Genomic DNA, 17968 nt, shown 5'->3' on the forward strand with positions numbered 1-17968 from the left:
AACCAGTCTCCCTAGAAAGGAGGTGATCCAGCCGCACGTTCTCATACGGCTACCTTGTTACGACTTCACCCCAGTCACCGGTTTTGCCTTAGGCAGACATTGTCCGACTTCGGGCACCCCCGGCTTCCATGGTGTGACGGGCGGTGTGTACAAGACCCGGGAACGCATTCACCGCGGCATTCTGATCCGCGATTACTAGCAACTCCGACTTCGTGCAGGCGGGTTTCAGCCTGCAGTCCGAACTGGGACCGGCTTTAGGGGTTTGCTTGAGATCGCTCTTTCGCTTCCCTCTGTGCCGGCCATTGTAGCACGTGTGTCGCCCAGAACATAAGGGGCATGATGATTTGACGTCATCCCCGCCTTCCTCCGGGTTATCCCCGGCAGTCCCGTCAGAGTGCCCAACTTAATGATGGCAACTGACAGCAAGGGTTGCGCTCGTTGCGGGACTTGACCCAACATCTCACGACACGAGCTGACGACAACCATGCACCACCTGTCACTCCTGCTCCGAAGAGAAGGGGAACATTACTTCCCCGGTCAGGAGGATGTCAAGCTCTGGTAAGGTTCTTCGCGTTGCTTCGAATTAAACCACATGCTCCGCTGCTTGTGCGGGTCCCCGTCAATTCCTTTGAGTTTTACACTTGCGTGCGTACTCCCCAGGCGGAGCACTTAATGCGTTTGCTCCGGCACCGAACTCTCTCGAGCCCGACACCTAGTGCTCATCGTTTACGGCGTGGACTACCAGGGTATCTAATCCTGTTTGCTACCCACGCTTTCGTGCCTCAGTGTCAGTTTCAGTCCAGAAGGCCGCCTTCGCCACCGGTGTTCCTCCTAATATCTACGCATTTCACCGCTACACTAGGAATTCCGCCTTCCTCTCCTGTACTCAAGCTGAACAGTTCGCAGGGCGGTTCACGGTTGGGCCGTGAAATTAAACCCCGCGCTTGCTCAGCCACCTACGCACTCTTTACGCCCAGTAATTCCGGATAACGCTCGCCCCCTACGTGTTACCGCGGCTGCTGGCACGTAGTTAGCCGGGGCTTCCTCCTCAGGTACCGTCATTTTTTTCTTCCCTGAGGACAGAAGTTTACGACCCGAAGGCCTTCCTCCTTCACGCGGCGTTGCTGCATCAGAGTTTCCTCCATTGTGCAATATCCCCCACTGCTGCCTCCCGTAGGAGTCTGGACCGTGTCTCAGTTCCAATGTGGCCGTCCGCCCTCTCAGGCCGGCTACCGATCGTCGCTTTGGTAGGCCGCTACCCTGCCAACTGGCTAATCGGACGCGGGCCCATCCCTCACCGATAAATCTTTGGCCTTTCGATCATGTGATCAAAAGGCATCATGGGATATTACTCGAAGTTTCCCTCGGCTATCTCCCTGTGAGGGGCAGGTTGCCCACGCGTTACTCACCCGTCCGCCGCTCTCCATGGCATTCGTCAACCGAAGCATCTGAATTCCATTTCCCGCTCGACTTGCATGTGTTAGGCACGCCGCCAGCGTTCATCCTGAGCCAGGATCAAACTCTTCGTTAATATTGTATGTTAAAGCCTTCCGGCTTTATCATCCTTAAGAATTCATCCTTTTCCTCAGAACGAAGCTTAGCTTTGTTCTGCTGAAATTACTGTTTTCTTTTGGAAATTGTCGTGAACCTTTTTAATGGTTCTCTGCGTCAGACTTTCATCTGCGCAGCTTTTGTCTTGACTTGCATTTCCTGTCTATGCAGTTTTCTATGTTCGCGCCCGCTCTCTAAGAGCAGGGACTTAAGCATATCACGTTCAGGCTCTTGAATCAAGCATTTAATCTTGAACAATCACTCTCTCGCGACAGCTTGTTCATAATACCACAGATGTCCGCATCTTGTCAACAACTTTTTGAAGATCTTTTCGATCTCTTGAAATCATCGGCTTTCTGATGCCGGCTGATCTGCAGCCCGCTGCCTTTCCTGCCGGCCATTCAGGCCCGCTCTCTTGCGACAACTTGTCTAGCATATCACCTGATTCCCTTATCTGTCAAACACTTTTTATCATTTTTATGTGTTTTTCTACGAATACATATCCGTGTTCAGAAAGACAGACACAAGTCAGGCAACACAAAAGCCGCCGACCTTTCTGGTCAGCGGCTTTCTGAAACCGGCGGCGTCCTACTTTCCCAGGCGGTCTCCCACCAAGTATCCTCGGCGCTGGGGAGCTTAACTTCTGTGTTCGGGATGGGTACAGGTGTGTCCTCCCCGCCATCACGGCCGGATTTCTTCTTTGAAGACTTGCGTGCCTTCAAATCCAAACAAAATGCTCCTCTCACTCTGCTCTGCCTTTTCCTTTTCGCGGCCTTCCGGCCAAGCTTTCGGTTGATTAGTATCGGTCAGCTCAGGATGTCACCATCTTTACACCTCCGACCTATCGACGTGGTAGTCTCCCACGAACCTTACCTTACGGGGGAGATCTATTCTTGTGGCGGGCTTCGCACTTAGATGCTTTCAGCGCTTATCCCTTCCCCGCGTAGCTACCCGGCTATGCTCCTGGCGGAACAACCGGTACACCAGAGGCGAGTCCGTCCCGGTCCTCTCGTACTAAGGACAGCCCCACGCAGATCTCCAACGCCCACAGCGGATAGGGACCGAACTGTCTCACGACGTTCTGAACCCAGCTCGCGTACCTCTTTAATGGGCGAACAGCCCAACCCTTGGGACCTACTCCAGCCCCAGGATGAGACGAGCCGACATCGAGGTGCCAAACACCCCCGTCGATGTGAACTCTTGGGGGGTATCAGCCTGTTATCCCCAGGGTAGCTTTTATCCGTTGAGCGATGGCCCTTCCACTCGGTACCACCGGATCACTAAGCCCGACTTTCGTCCCTGCTCGACCTGTATGTCTTGCAGTCAAGCTCCCTTCTGCCTTTGCACTCTTCGCGCGATTTCCGTCCGCGCTGAGGGAACCTTTGGGCGCCTCCGTTACTCTTTTGGAGGCGACCGCCCCAGTCAAACTGCCCACCTGCCACTGTCCCGGTACCGGTTTACGATACGCGGTTAGAACCCCAACACTGCAGGGGTGGTATCCCAACGATGGCTCTGAGTATACTGGCGTACGCTCTTCTCAGCCTCCCACCTATCCTGTACATGCAGCGCCGAGGCTCAATATCAGGCTGCAGTGAAGCTCCATGGGGTCTTTCCGTCCTGCTGCGGGTAGCCGGCATCTTTACCGGCACTACAATTTCACCGAGTCCATTGTCGAGACAGTGCCCAGATCATTACGCCTTTCGTGCGGGTCGGAACTTACCCGACAAGGAATTTCGCTACCTTAGGACCGTTATAGTTACGGCCGCCGTTTACTGGGGCTTCAGTTCCGTGCTTCGATTGCTCTGACACTTCCCCTTAACCTTCCAGCACCGGGCAGGCGTCAGCCCCTATACTTCAGCTTTCGCTTTCGCAGAGACCTGTGTTTTTGGTAAACAGTTGCCTGGGCCTTTTCACTGCGGCTTGCTTTCGCAAGCACCCCTTCTCCCGAAGTTACGGGGTCATTTTGCCGAGTTCCTTGACAATGGTTCTCTCGCTCGCCTTAGGATTCTCTCCTCATCCACCTGTGTCGGTTTGCGGTACGGGCACCTCAGTCCTCGCTAGCGGCTTTTCTCGACGGCGTGAATGTCACTGCTTCCGGATCATTCTCCTCCCCATCACGACTTGGTTCCACACCTGCGGACTTCCCTGCAGCTGCTCCCTCATCGCTTGGACGTACTCAACCAACGGTACGCTCAGCTCATCCTTCCGTGTCCCCGCTTCACTCAAGCAGACCTCGGTGGTACAGGAATCTCTACCTGTTATCCATCGCCTACGACGCTCGTCCTCGGCTTAGGCCCCGACTTACCCTGAGTGGACGAACCTTCCTCAGGAAACCTTGGATTTTCGGCGGGCAGGATTCTCACCTGCCTCTCGCTACTCATGCCAACATTCTCTCTCCTGCACGGTCCACGATCGCTTCCGCTCTCGCTTCTGCCTGTGCACGATGCTCCCCTACCATAATTTCTTATCCGCAGCTTCGGTATCAGACTTTAGCCCCGTTTATCTTCGGCGCAGAGTCACTCGACTAGTGAGCTATTACGCACTCTTTGAATGAATGGCTGCTTCTGAGCCAACATCCTAGCTGTCTGTGCAACCCCACATCCTTTTCCACTTAGCCTGTATTTTGGGACCTTAGCTGACGGTCTGGGCTGTTTCCCTTTCGACCATGAAACTTATCTCACATAGTCTGACTCCTGCAGTTGATACTCCGGCATTCGGAGTTTGATAGTTTTTGGTAACCGGTGAAGGCCCCTCGAACATTCAGTGCTCTACCTCCGGGTATCATCGCTGCAAGGCTAGCCCTAAAGCTATTTCGGGGAGAACCAGCTATCTCCGGGTTCGATTGGAATTTCACCGCTATCCACACGTCATCCCAACCTTTTTCAACAGATATGAGTTCGGCCCTCCATGCCCCTTTACGGGCACTTCAGCCTGCACATGGATAGGTCACCCGGTTTCGGGTCTACAGCATACGACTTTCGCCCTGTTCAGACTCGGTTTCCCTTCGGCTCCGCTGCTCCAGCAGCTTAACCTCGCCGCACACCATAACTCGTTGGCCCGTTCTACAAAAAGTACGAGGTCACTTTCGCTCCCTCCGATTGTAGGCATAAGGTTTCAGGTTCTATTTCACTCCCCTCCCGGGGTCCTTTTCACCTTTCCCTCACGGTACTGTTCTCTATCGGTCACTGGGTAGTATTTAGGCTTGGAGGGTGGGCCCTCCTGCTTCAGACCGGGTTACACGTGTCCGGCCCTACTCTGGATCCTCATCTGTGAAGACTGCATTTCAAGTACGAGACTCTTACTCTCTCTGGTGAGCATTTCCATACTTCTTCCTCTATACATTCTTCATCCTTTATGAGTCCGCAACCCCAGAGACAAGTCTCTGGTTTGGCCTCTTTCCCGTTCGCTCGCCGCTACTTGGAAAATCGATGTTTCTTTCTCTTCCTCCGGGTACTTAGATGTTTCAGTTCCCCGGGTTCCCTCGTAATGAGCTGTCTTTCTCACTCATCCGTATCCTGTCATTACACAGGATGGGTTTCCCCATTCAGAAATCTGTGGATCAGCGGATATGTGCTCCTCCCCACAGCTTTTCGCAGCTTGTCACGTCTTTCTTCGGCTCCCAGTGCCAAGGCATCCACCTTATGCCCTTTTTCGCTTGGCCTCTTTGGCCCGCGTTTGGTTCGCTTTCGATCTTTGTCAATTTACTCTTGATCTTTTGCTTTCTGGCTCTCGGTTGAAATCGTAGATTACCCTTTTCACCATATTTCTATGCTGATATTGATATTCTCGATCTCTTTTCTATGATGCATTGTTTGATTCGCATTTTGTTCGGTTTTCAAGGTACATGCGGATCTTTCTCTTTCGATGAAGATCCGTGGTGGAGAATAAGGGATTCGAACCCTTGACCCCCTGCGTGCAAAGCAGGTGCTCTCCCAACTGAGCTAATTCCCCATAAAACTCATAGACAGAAAACCAGTCTCCCTAGAAAGGAGGTGATCCAGCCGCACGTTCTCATACGGCTACCTTGTTACGACTTCACCCCAGTCACCGGTTTTGCCTTAGGCAGACATTGTCCGACTTCGGGCACCCCCGGCTTCCATGGTGTGACGGGCGGTGTGTACAAGACCCGGGAACGCATTCACCGCGGCATTCTGATCCGCGATTACTAGCAACTCCGACTTCGTGCAGGCGGGTTTCAGCCTGCAGTCCGAACTGGGACCGGCTTTAGGGGTTTGCTTGAGATCGCTCTTTCGCTTCCCTCTGTGCCGGCCATTGTAGCACGTGTGTCGCCCAGAACATAAGGGGCATGATGATTTGACGTCATCCCCGCCTTCCTCCGGGTTATCCCCGGCAGTCCCGTCAGAGTGCCCAACTTAATGATGGCAACTGACAGCAAGGGTTGCGCTCGTTGCGGGACTTGACCCAACATCTCACGACACGAGCTGACGACAACCATGCACCACCTGTCACTCCTGCTCCGAAGAGAAGGGGAACATTACTTCCCCGGTCAGGAGGATGTCAAGCTCTGGTAAGGTTCTTCGCGTTGCTTCGAATTAAACCACATGCTCCGCTGCTTGTGCGGGTCCCCGTCAATTCCTTTGAGTTTTACACTTGCGTGCGTACTCCCCAGGCGGAGCACTTAATGCGTTTGCTCCGGCACCGAACTCTCTCGAGCCCGACACCTAGTGCTCATCGTTTACGGCGTGGACTACCAGGGTATCTAATCCTGTTTGCTACCCACGCTTTCGTGCCTCAGTGTCAGTTTCAGTCCAGAAGGCCGCCTTCGCCACCGGTGTTCCTCCTAATATCTACGCATTTCACCGCTACACTAGGAATTCCGCCTTCCTCTCCTGTACTCAAGCTGAACAGTTCGCAGGGCGGTTCACGGTTGGGCCGTGAAATTAAACCCCGCGCTTGCTCAGCCACCTACGCACTCTTTACGCCCAGTAATTCCGGATAACGCTCGCCCCCTACGTGTTACCGCGGCTGCTGGCACGTAGTTAGCCGGGGCTTCCTCCTCAGGTACCGTCATTTTTTTCTTCCCTGAGGACAGAAGTTTACGACCCGAAGGCCTTCCTCCTTCACGCGGCGTTGCTGCATCAGAGTTTCCTCCATTGTGCAATATCCCCCACTGCTGCCTCCCGTAGGAGTCTGGACCGTGTCTCAGTTCCAATGTGGCCGTCCGCCCTCTCAGGCCGGCTACCGATCGTCGCTTTGGTAGGCCGCTACCCTGCCAACTGGCTAATCGGACGCGGGCCCATCCCTCACCGATAAATCTTTGGCCTTTCGATCATGTGATCAAAAGGCATCATGGGATATTACTCGAAGTTTCCCTCGGCTATCTCCCTGTGAGGGGCAGGTTGCCCACGCGTTACTCACCCGTCCGCCGCTCTCCATGGCATTCGTCAACCGAAGCATCTGAATTCCATTTCCCGCTCGACTTGCATGTGTTAGGCACGCCGCCAGCGTTCATCCTGAGCCAGGATCAAACTCTTCGTTAATATTGTATGTTAAAGCCTTCCGGCTTTATCATCCTTAAGAATTCATCCTTTTCCTCAGAACGAAGCTTAGCTTTGTTCTGCTGAAATTACTGTTTTCTTTTGGAAATTGTCGTGAACCTTTTTAATGGTTCTCTGCGTCAGACTTTCATCTGCGCAGCTTTTGTCTTGACTTGCATTTCCTGTCTATGCAGTTTTCTATGTTCGCGCCCGCTCTCTAAGAGCAGGGACTTAAGCATATCACGTTCAGGCTCTTGAATCAAGCATTTAATCTTGAACAATCACTCTCTCGCGACAGCTTGTTCATAATACCACAGATGTCCGCATCTTGTCAACAACTTTTTGAAGATCTTTTCGATCTCTTGAAATCATCGGCTTTCTGATGCCGGCTGATCTGCAGCCCGCTGCCTTTCCTGCCGGCCATTCAGGCCCGCTCTCTTGCGACAACTTGTCTAGCATATCACCTGATTCCCTTATCTGTCAAACACTTTTTATCATTTTTATGTGTTTTTCTACGAATACATATCCGTGTTCAGAAAGACAGACACAAGTCAGGCAACACAAAAGCCGCCGACCTTTCTGGTCAGCGGCTTTCTGAAACCGGCGGCGTCCTACTTTCCCAGGCGGTCTCCCACCAAGTATCCTCGGCGCTGGGGAGCTTAACTTCTGTGTTCGGGATGGGTACAGGTGTGTCCTCCCCGCCATCACGGCCGGATTTCTTCTTTGAAGACTTGCGTGCCTTCAAATCCAAACAAAATGCTCCTCTCACTCTGCTCTGCCTTTTCCTTTTCGCGGCCTTCCGGCCAAGCTTTCGGTTGATTAGTATCGGTCAGCTCAGGATGTCACCATCTTTACACCTCCGACCTATCGACGTGGTAGTCTCCCACGAACCTTACCTTACGGGGGAGATCTATTCTTGTGGCGGGCTTCGCACTTAGATGCTTTCAGCGCTTATCCCTTCCCCGCGTAGCTACCCGGCTATGCTCCTGGCGGAACAACCGGTACACCAGAGGCGAGTCCGTCCCGGTCCTCTCGTACTAAGGACAGCCCCACGCAGATCTCCAACGCCCACAGCGGATAGGGACCGAACTGTCTCACGACGTTCTGAACCCAGCTCGCGTACCTCTTTAATGGGCGAACAGCCCAACCCTTGGGACCTACTCCAGCCCCAGGATGAGACGAGCCGACATCGAGGTGCCAAACACCCCCGTCGATGTGAACTCTTGGGGGGTATCAGCCTGTTATCCCCAGGGTAGCTTTTATCCGTTGAGCGATGGCCCTTCCACTCGGTACCACCGGATCACTAAGCCCGACTTTCGTCCCTGCTCGACCTGTATGTCTTGCAGTCAAGCTCCCTTCTGCCTTTGCACTCTTCGCGCGATTTCCGTCCGCGCTGAGGGAACCTTTGGGCGCCTCCGTTACTCTTTTGGAGGCGACCGCCCCAGTCAAACTGCCCACCTGCCACTGTCCCGGTACCGGTTTACGATACGCGGTTAGAACCCCAACACTGCAGGGGTGGTATCCCAACGATGGCTCTGAGTATACTGGCGTACGCTCTTCTCAGCCTCCCACCTATCCTGTACATGCAGCGCCGAGGCTCAATATCAGGCTGCAGTGAAGCTCCATGGGGTCTTTCCGTCCTGCTGCGGGTAGCCGGCATCTTTACCGGCACTACAATTTCACCGAGTCCATTGTCGAGACAGTGCCCAGATCATTACGCCTTTCGTGCGGGTCGGAACTTACCCGACAAGGAATTTCGCTACCTTAGGACCGTTATAGTTACGGCCGCCGTTTACTGGGGCTTCAGTTCCGTGCTTCGATTGCTCTGACACTTCCCCTTAACCTTCCAGCACCGGGCAGGCGTCAGCCCCTATACTTCAGCTTTCGCTTTCGCAGAGACCTGTGTTTTTGGTAAACAGTTGCCTGGGCCTTTTCACTGCGGCTTGCTTTCGCAAGCACCCCTTCTCCCGAAGTTACGGGGTCATTTTGCCGAGTTCCTTGACAATGGTTCTCTCGCTCGCCTTAGGATTCTCTCCTCATCCACCTGTGTCGGTTTGCGGTACGGGCACCTCAGTCCTCGCTAGCGGCTTTTCTCGACGGCGTGAATGTCACTGCTTCCGGATCATTCTCCTCCCCATCACGACTTGGTTCCACACCTGCGGACTTCCCTGCAGCTGCTCCCTCATCGCTTGGACGTACTCAACCAACGGTACGCTCAGCTCATCCTTCCGTGTCCCCGCTTCACTCAAGCAGACCTCGGTGGTACAGGAATCTCTACCTGTTATCCATCGCCTACGACGCTCGTCCTCGGCTTAGGCCCCGACTTACCCTGAGTGGACGAACCTTCCTCAGGAAACCTTGGATTTTCGGCGGGCAGGATTCTCACCTGCCTCTCGCTACTCATGCCAACATTCTCTCTCCTGCACGGTCCACGATCGCTTCCGCTCTCGCTTCTGCCTGTGCACGATGCTCCCCTACCATAATTTCTTATCCGCAGCTTCGGTATCAGACTTTAGCCCCGTTTATCTTCGGCGCAGAGTCACTCGACTAGTGAGCTATTACGCACTCTTTGAATGAATGGCTGCTTCTGAGCCAACATCCTAGCTGTCTGTGCAACCCCACATCCTTTTCCACTTAGCCTGTATTTTGGGACCTTAGCTGACGGTCTGGGCTGTTTCCCTTTCGACCATGAAACTTATCTCACATAGTCTGACTCCTGCAGTTGATACTCCGGCATTCGGAGTTTGATAGTTTTTGGTAACCGGTGAAGGCCCCTCGAACATTCAGTGCTCTACCTCCGGGTATCATCGCTGCAAGGCTAGCCCTAAAGCTATTTCGGGGAGAACCAGCTATCTCCGGGTTCGATTGGAATTTCACCGCTATCCACACGTCATCCCAACCTTTTTCAACAGATATGAGTTCGGCCCTCCATGCCCCTTTACGGGCACTTCAGCCTGCACATGGATAGGTCACCCGGTTTCGGGTCTACAGCATACGACTTTCGCCCTGTTCAGACTCGGTTTCCCTTCGGCTCCGCTGCTCCAGCAGCTTAACCTCGCCGCACACCATAACTCGTTGGCCCGTTCTACAAAAAGTACGAGGTCACTTTCGCTCCCTCCGATTGTAGGCATAAGGTTTCAGGTTCTATTTCACTCCCCTCCCGGGGTCCTTTTCACCTTTCCCTCACGGTACTGTTCTCTATCGGTCACTGGGTAGTATTTAGGCTTGGAGGGTGGGCCCTCCTGCTTCAGACCGGGTTACACGTGTCCGGCCCTACTCTGGATCCTCATCTGTGAAGACTGCATTTCAAGTACGAGACTCTTACTCTCTCTGGTGAGCATTTCCATACTTCTTCCTCTATACATTCTTCATCCTTTATGAGTCCGCAACCCCAGAGACAAGTCTCTGGTTTGGCCTCTTTCCCGTTCGCTCGCCGCTACTTGGAAAATCGATGTTTCTTTCTCTTCCTCCGGGTACTTAGATGTTTCAGTTCCCCGGGTTCCCTCGTAATGAGCTGTCTTTCTCACTCATCCGTATCCTGTCATTACACAGGATGGGTTTCCCCATTCAGAAATCTGTGGATCAGCGGATATGTGCTCCTCCCCACAGCTTTTCGCAGCTTGTCACGTCTTTCTTCGGCTCCCAGTGCCAAGGCATCCACCTTATGCCCTTTTTCGCTTGGCCTCTTTGGCCCGCGTTTGGTTCGCTTTCGATCTTTGTCAATTTACTCTTGATCTTTTGCTTTCTGGCTCTCGGTTGAAATCGTAGATTACCCTTTTCACCATATTTCTATGCTGATATTGATATTCTCGATCTCTTTTCTATGATGCATTGTTTGATTCGCATTTTGTTCGGTTTTCAAGGTACATGCGGATCTTTCTCTTTCGATGAAGATCCGTGGTGGAGAATAAGGGATTCGAACCCTTGACCCCCTGCGTGCAAAGCAGGTGCTCTCCCAACTGAGCTAATTCCCCATAAAACTCATAGACAGAAAACCAGTCTCCCTAGAAAGGAGGTGATCCAGCCGCACGTTCTCATACGGCTACCTTGTTACGACTTCACCCCAGTCACCGGTTTTGCCTTAGGCAGACATTGTCCGACTTCGGGCACCCCCGGCTTCCATGGTGTGACGGGCGGTGTGTACAAGACCCGGGAACGCATTCACCGCGGCATTCTGATCCGCGATTACTAGCAACTCCGACTTCGTGCAGGCGGGTTTCAGCCTGCAGTCCGAACTGGGACCGGCTTTAGGGGTTTGCTTGAGATCGCTCTTTCGCTTCCCTCTGTGCCGGCCATTGTAGCACGTGTGTCGCCCAGAACATAAGGGGCATGATGATTTGACGTCATCCCCGCCTTCCTCCGGGTTATCCCCGGCAGTCCCGTCAGAGTGCCCAACTTAATGATGGCAACTGACAGCAAGGGTTGCGCTCGTTGCGGGACTTGACCCAACATCTCACGACACGAGCTGACGACAACCATGCACCACCTGTCACTCCTGCTCCGAAGAGAAGGGGAACATTACTTCCCCGGTCAGGAGGATGTCAAGCTCTGGTAAGGTTCTTCGCGTTGCTTCGAATTAAACCACATGCTCCGCTGCTTGTGCGGGTCCCCGTCAATTCCTTTGAGTTTTACACTTGCGTGCGTACTCCCCAGGCGGAGCACTTAATGCGTTTGCTCCGGCACCGAACTCTCTCGAGCCCGACACCTAGTGCTCATCGTTTACGGCGTGGACTACCAGGGTATCTAATCCTGTTTGCTACCCACGCTTTCGTGCCTCAGTGTCAGTTTCAGTCCAGAAGGCCGCCTTCGCCACCGGTGTTCCTCCTAATATCTACGCATTTCACCGCTACACTAGGAATTCCGCCTTCCTCTCCTGTACTCAAGCTGAACAGTTCGCAGGGCGGTTCACGGTTGGGCCGTGAAATTAAACCCCGCGCTTGCTCAGCCACCTACGCACTCTTTACGCCCAGTAATTCCGGATAACGCTCGCCCCCTACGTGTTACCGCGGCTGCTGGCACGTAGTTAGCCGGGGCTTCCTCCTCAGGTACCGTCATTTTTTTCTTCCCTGAGGACAGAAGTTTACGACCCGAAGGCCTTCCTCCTTCACGCGGCGTTGCTGCATCAGAGTTTCCTCCATTGTGCAATATCCCCCACTGCTGCCTCCCGTAGGAGTCTGGACCGTGTCTCAGTTCCAATGTGGCCGTCCGCCCTCTCAGGCCGGCTACCGATCGTCGCTTTGGTAGGCCGCTACCCTGCCAACTGGCTAATCGGACGCGGGCCCATCCCTCACCGATAAATCTTTGGCCTTTCGATCATGTGATCAAAAGGCATCATGGGATATTACTCGAAGTTTCCCTCGGCTATCTCCCTGTGAGGGGCAGGTTGCCCACGCGTTACTCACCCGTCCGCCGCTCTCCATGGCATTCGTCAACCGAAGCATCTGAATTCCATTTCCCGCTCGACTTGCATGTGTTAGGCACGCCGCCAGCGTTCATCCTGAGCCAGGATCAAACTCTTCGTTAATATTGTATGTTAAAGCCTTCCGGCTTTATCATCCTTAAGAATTCATCCTTTTCCTCAGAACGAAGCTTAGCTTTGTTCTGCTGAAATTACTGTTTTCTTTTGGAAATTGTCGTGAACCTTTTAATGGTTCTCTGCGTCAGACTTTCATCTGCGCAGCTTTTGTCTTGACTTGCATTTCCTGTCTATGCAGTTTTCTATGTTCGCGCCCGCTCTCTCGAGCGAACTTCTATATCTTACCGCCTGATGCGGACTTTGTCAACACTATTTTTAACTTTTTTTGATTTTTATTTTACGGGATGCTTAGATCGCGTGGACGAAACTGCGGGTACGCTCGTTCTGCGGATGCTCGAAGATCTGCTCCGGGGTACCCTCTTCTGCGATGACGCCCTGATCGATGAAAATGACCTTATCAGCGACTTCTTTTGCGAATCCCATCTCATGGGTCACGACGACCATGGTCATGCCTTCTGAGGCCAGTTTTTTCATTACGTCGAGTACTTCTCCGACCATCTCCGGGTCCAGTGCGGATGTAGGCTCGTCGAACAGCATGATTTCCGGGTCCATGGCCAGTGCGCGGGCAATGGCGACTCGCTGCTGCTGTCCTCCGGAAAGAGCGCGCGGCTTGGCGTTGATTTTATCGGAAAGGCCTACCATTTCCAGAAGCTCTTTTGCATGTTTTTCTGCTTCTTCCTGTGACTTTCCTTTTACATGGATCGGACCGACGGTGACGTTCTCCAGTACGGTCATGTGCGGGAACAGGTTGAAGCTCTGGAACACCATTCCCATGCGTTCTCTGACATTGGTCAGATTATCCTCGGTAATCAGTTCTCCGTCAATATAGATTTCACCCTCTGTCGGCTCTTCCAGGTGATTCAGGCAGCGCAGAAGGGTGGATTTTCCACCTCCTGAAGGCCCGATAATACACAGTACTTCTTTATCATTGATCACCTGGTTAATCCCCTTCAGGACTTCCAGATCGCCGTATAATTTCTTTAAGTTTTTGATTTCCAGCATGATACACAGACTCCTCTCTTGCTCGTATACTTTTTGTCCCGATGACGTGGATTACTCCATCTTCAGACGGCGCTCCATATAGAGCACGAGCTTGGAAATGGTAATGGTGAACACCAGATAAACCAGTGCTACGCCGACGTATGCGGTGAAGAAGTCGAAGGTTCTCGCAGACAGGAGTGTACCTTCACGGGTGATTTCGGTTACGCCCGCAACGGACAGAACCGCGGTCTCCTTGATCATGGTGACGAACTCATTTCCCAGCGGTGGGAGGATCAGACGCAGAGCCTGCGGAATGATGACGAGGCGCATAGCCTGATGGTGCGTCATGCCCAGGCACTGGGCGGCTTCCATCTGGCCCTTGTCGACGGCGGTCAGTCCTCCGCGGACGATTTCTGCCATGTATGCGGCACTGTTCAGTCCGCAGCAGAGGAGCGCCGGAATGACCAGGTGGGGCCATTTCCACTGCACACCCATGCTCTGGACGAGCACCGGAATTCCGTAGGCGGCGATCAGCGCCTGTACCATCAGCGGTGTACCTCTTACGATATCAATATACAGCGTGGCCAGTCCGCGCAGAACCCTGAACCTGGACAGACGCATCAGCGCCAGAAGCAGGCCGAGCACCAATCCGATCAGAACTGCGACCGCACTGACACCCATGGTTGTCGGGACTCCGCGAAATGCTGTCGCAAATCCTTCCCACAGTTTACTGAAAAACATAGTATTCTCCTTACCATTTCAAATTACACACACAGAACGGCTGTTTACTGCATCCGTCCCCAATTGATATGCCGGTGCCGCACTGCGCATGCATCCGCGGCAGTTCTGCTTGCACGCAGAAAATCGAAGCAGAGAAGAGAACCTCCCCCGCTTCGACGCTCATCATAATCTCTCTTTCACAATCTGTTATTTCGTGGAAGCGAACTTGTTTCCGATGCCCCACTTGTCGCAGAGTTTCTGGAATGTGCCGTCCTTGATGATATCCTTCAGGCCCTTGTTCAGCTTATTCTTAAGCTCTGTGTTGCCCTTCTTGACAGCCATTGCGTAGCTCTCGGCGTCCAGTGTCTTTCCGACAGTCTTGAACTTTCCGCTGTGCTTCTGCATGTAGTTCTGCGCAACCGGCTTGTCGATGATGACGGCGTTGACATCTCCGTTCTGCAGCTGCATGATGCAGGTGTCGAATCCGTCCAGGATAACGGCCTGCTTGATCTTGCCTTTCTTCTGCAGTTTTTTTGTCTCTGTTGCTCCGGATGTTCCGGTCTGGCTGGCAACCTTCATGTCGCTGGTCAGGCTGTCTATACCCTTGATCGTTGTGTTGTCCTTCTTAACCATGACAACCAGTCCGGCATCAGAATATGTATTCGTGAAGTCAACTTTCTTGGAACGCTCCTTGTCGACGTTCATTCCGGCTGCGATGATGTCTGCATTTCCGGACTGAATAGCCGGGATCAGAGACTGGAATTCCATGTTCTTGAACTTAACCTTGAATCCCTGGTCCTTAGCGATTGCTTTGACCATATCCATATCGAATCCAGTCAGGTTGCCTTTCTTATCCGTCGTATCATACGGCGGGAATGTCGGCTCTGTTACAACCGTATAGGTTTTCTTTGATGATGATGTTGACTTGGATTTGCTGCTGGAGGAGGAGCTTCCGCACGCGGTGAACGCAATTGCTGTAACCACGCAGAGGCCCAGAACTGCCAGTTTCATTGCCAGATTCTTTTTCATGTGAATACTTCCTTTCCACTTACACAGTGAAGTTTTCATTGCCTTGCTGAATGTAAATATATTAAATTACATGCATAAATTTACCATCTCGCAGGTACATTGTCAATAGGTTTTTTAAACTTTATTCACATAAATTTAACTTTATGCAACGATTGGCACCAATTATTCTGGACAAAATCCACCCGGCCAAGAGCACAGCTTCACCCGCAGCCTGCCGCGCCACAGGAATTTCCGGTCCCTCAGCCAGGAATCATCCCCGGCTCAATGATTTCCCCGGCTCTTATGTATCCGTTTTTACCGGCCAGAAGATCCGCACCAGTGCCGAAAACGCTGACTTTCCCCAAATCTGCCAGAAACTCAGCACTCCGGACTGACGTAAATGCGGCGCACTCTGCCGTGCCCGGTCTCTGCCGGCCGGATTTCCCGGCAGTTCTCTGGCTGCCGGTCCGGCAGAATCCAGGTCTGCTCGCTGTAGTCCGGCTTCCACAGGCCCAGCCGGTCCTTCTTCCGGGAGATCATCACATCTCCGTCTGGCCGGTACTGGGTCGTCATCAGCGGGAAGGCACCCTGTTCATGCACCGCCTCCTCCAGTGACGGCATCGCATAAGCAGCGCCCAGATGTTCCAGAACGTCCGCCGTTCTGCAGTTATACCGGTTCAGGCCGAAATCCGCGTATACTGGAATTCCGCGCTCCGTCAGATATGCAATCCAGCTCAGACTGCCGACGTAGATTCCGCTTTCTTTCCAGTGTTCTGTGATTTCTGCAATGTGACCTTCAATCCAGGCCGCTTCCTTTCCCTTAGCCACATTGGAAATCCACGGCACAATGTGTGCAAACCCGGTATTTTTCAGCATTTCCGGAAGTTCTTTATAATGCACTTCGGCTTCCAGCAGCGGAAGCAGGGCAATTTCTCCCTCTTCCGCAGATGAATAATGACGTAATGATTCCCAAGTATAAAAATACACTTCGTCATGATCCTGCATCATGAATGCCGGGGCCTGCGGACGCTGGATTTTTTCACTGCGCGGATTCTGCAGAAGCAGATGCTCATTATGCTCTTGCGGTGTGGTTTTTGTCCGACCGGACGCAAGCTGGTCTGAAAGTTTATTCAGGACTTCCCGGCGCAGCGCGTTCAGTTCTGCCATCCTCACATGGAGGAGCATGCTGCCTGGAAGTTCCAGTTCTTCTACCTCAAAAGGCGTGCCGCCAGTCTTCCGCAGGGCTGTTTTCAAGCGTTCCGGGCTCGCGGCGTGATTCTCTGCATAGGAAAACGGGCCGGCCTGTGACTGGGCATGGGCAGAAATCATCTGGTCATAATCGCCAAAGGTCCGGCCTGCAATCGTCGAGGCGCTCAGGACCAGCATCTGCCCTTCTTCTTTCAGCCGCATGGAAATCCCGCGCTTTCTTCGGAACTTTCCCTCAGTGAAGGACAGCTCCTGAAAGGTCTTTCTGGCGGCGTCCAGCTGGGCCTTCGATGATGTCCGGAAAATCGCGTCGCCCTTATGCACATCCCCTTTGAAATCGCCGATTCTGGTCAGCCCGCCCTTCATCTGCTTCTTATAAGTCAGGATGCCCCCGGTGAGCGCAGAGTTGTGAATTTCAATCCCATCGCCTAACTGCAATTCACGATCAAGCCGGACATCCAGCAAGATCGGATTGACGCGGCTGTTCACCTTCCCGACCGGCACACCCTGGTGCTTCGGAAGGCCGGAACACATCAGTTTCTTTCCCGGATAACCGTGCAGGTAAGCTTCCGTAAAATCGCCCCGGTTGAAAATCTGGCGCAGGGCCATGCGGTCCGCAGGGTCAATCCTGCTGCTTCCGGTCTTCAGGTACTGGTCGATATATTTCCGGTAAATCGAGGTCACGACCGCGACGTATTCCGGTGATTTCATCCGGCCTTCGATTTTGAAGGAGTCCACGCCGGCATGGATCAACTCTCCCAGATCATCCAGCAGACAAAGGTCTCTCGGGCTGAGAGAATGACGGCCTGCGCGGACCCGGCGTCCGTCTCTGTCCAGTACGGTATAGGGGAGCCGGCAGGGCTGTGCACAGGCTCCGCGGTTCCCGCTCCGGCCTCCGAAATACCGGCTCATCTGACACTGGCCGGAATAGCAGATGCACAGAGCGCCGTGAATAAACATCTCCAGCTCCAGATCGGTCTGTTCCCGGATTTTCCGGATTTCCTCAAAGGTCAGCTCACGGGACAGGACGGCGCGGCGGAAGCCGAGCTTCTCCGCAGCCTGCACGCAGCGGAGGTCATAAGCTGTCGCCTGCGTGGACAGATGCAGAGGGAAATCAGGCATTTCCCTGTGAATCAGGTCTGCCAGGCCCAGGTCCTGCACAATCAGCGCATCGACGCCGATTTTATAATCGTATTCCGCTTCTTTCAGCGCCTCCTGAAGTTCATCATCCCGCAGAAGAATATTCATGGTGACGTGGACCCGGACCCCTCTCTGATGGGCGTTTGCAACAGCTTCTTTCAGCTGCTCCCTGTTGAAATTCTGCGCCCCTGCCCTGGCATTGAACGAACTTCCGCCGACATAGACGGCGTCAGCGCCGTTTTCCACCGCGGCAAGAAAGGCCTGCTCTCCCCCTGCCGGAACCAGAAGTTCGCATTGTCTGCTCTGTTTTACTGCCATGTTCAGCTTC

Annotated in this window: 4 protein-coding genes, 2 tRNA genes and 7 rRNA genes; all 13 read right to left on the reverse strand. The window is 53.3% G+C overall.

Annotated elements, in window-relative coordinates; genetic code table 11:
* Positions 1-15: 15 nt before the first annotated feature.
* The 13 genes from ACI77B_RS01920 to ACI77B_RS01980 all read right to left on the reverse strand — a co-directional run bounded on the left by ACI77B_RS01920 (position 16) and on the right by ACI77B_RS01980 (position 17958).
* A 16S ribosomal RNA gene (locus tag ACI77B_RS01920) occupies positions 16-1531 on the reverse strand.
* Between the two features lie 595 nt (positions 1532-2126).
* Positions 2127-2243 (reverse strand): 5S ribosomal RNA (gene rrf / locus ACI77B_RS01925).
* An 84-nt stretch (positions 2244-2327) separates the two neighbouring features.
* Positions 2328-5212: ribosomal RNA gene (locus ACI77B_RS01930) — 23S ribosomal RNA — on the reverse strand.
* Between the two features lie 214 nt (positions 5213-5426).
* A tRNA-Ala gene (locus tag ACI77B_RS01935) sits at positions 5427-5502 on the reverse strand.
* Between the two features lie 34 nt (positions 5503-5536).
* A 16S ribosomal RNA gene (locus tag ACI77B_RS01940) occupies positions 5537-7052 on the reverse strand.
* A gap of 595 nt (positions 7053-7647) precedes the next feature.
* Positions 7648-7764 (reverse strand): 5S ribosomal RNA (gene rrf, locus ACI77B_RS01945).
* A gap of 84 nt (positions 7765-7848) precedes the next feature.
* A 23S ribosomal RNA gene (locus tag ACI77B_RS01950) occupies positions 7849-10733 on the reverse strand.
* A 214-nt stretch (positions 10734-10947) separates the two neighbouring features.
* Positions 10948-11023: transfer RNA gene (locus ACI77B_RS01955), tRNA-Ala, on the reverse strand.
* Positions 11024-11057: 34 nt separating this feature from the next.
* Positions 11058-12573: ribosomal RNA gene (locus ACI77B_RS01960) — 16S ribosomal RNA — on the reverse strand.
* The 16S, 23S and 5S rRNA genes sit together here with 2 tRNA genes alongside, the layout of an rRNA operon.
* Positions 12574-12873: 300 nt before the next feature.
* Positions 12874-13587 (reverse strand): amino acid ABC transporter ATP-binding protein, encoded by a 714-nt coding sequence (locus ACI77B_RS01965; RefSeq protein ID WP_409337130.1) that lies wholly within the window; start codon positions 13585-13587, stop codon positions 12874-12876.
* A gap of 51 nt (positions 13588-13638) precedes the next feature.
* The gene (locus ACI77B_RS01970; RefSeq protein WP_409337131.1) at positions 13639-14307 is read right to left on the reverse strand and encodes an amino acid ABC transporter permease; all 669 of its coding nucleotides are present in this window, start codon (positions 14305-14307) and stop codon (positions 13639-13641) included.
* A 186-nt stretch (positions 14308-14493) separates the two neighbouring features.
* On the reverse strand, positions 14494-15315 hold the full coding sequence (locus tag ACI77B_RS01975) for a basic amino acid ABC transporter substrate-binding protein (protein ID WP_409337132.1): 822 nt from the start codon (positions 15313-15315) through the stop codon (positions 14494-14496).
* A gap of 357 nt (positions 15316-15672) precedes the next feature.
* Positions 15673-17958, reverse strand: coding sequence for a peptidase U32 family protein (locus ACI77B_RS01980; protein ID WP_409337133.1), 2286 nt, complete (start codon positions 17956-17958; stop codon positions 15673-15675).
* Positions 17959-17968: the final 10 nt, after the last annotated feature.

This window comes from Eubacterium sp. F2, from assembly GCF_046244355.1.
GTDB lineage: Bacteria > Bacillota > Clostridia > Peptostreptococcales > Anaerovoracaceae > Aminicella.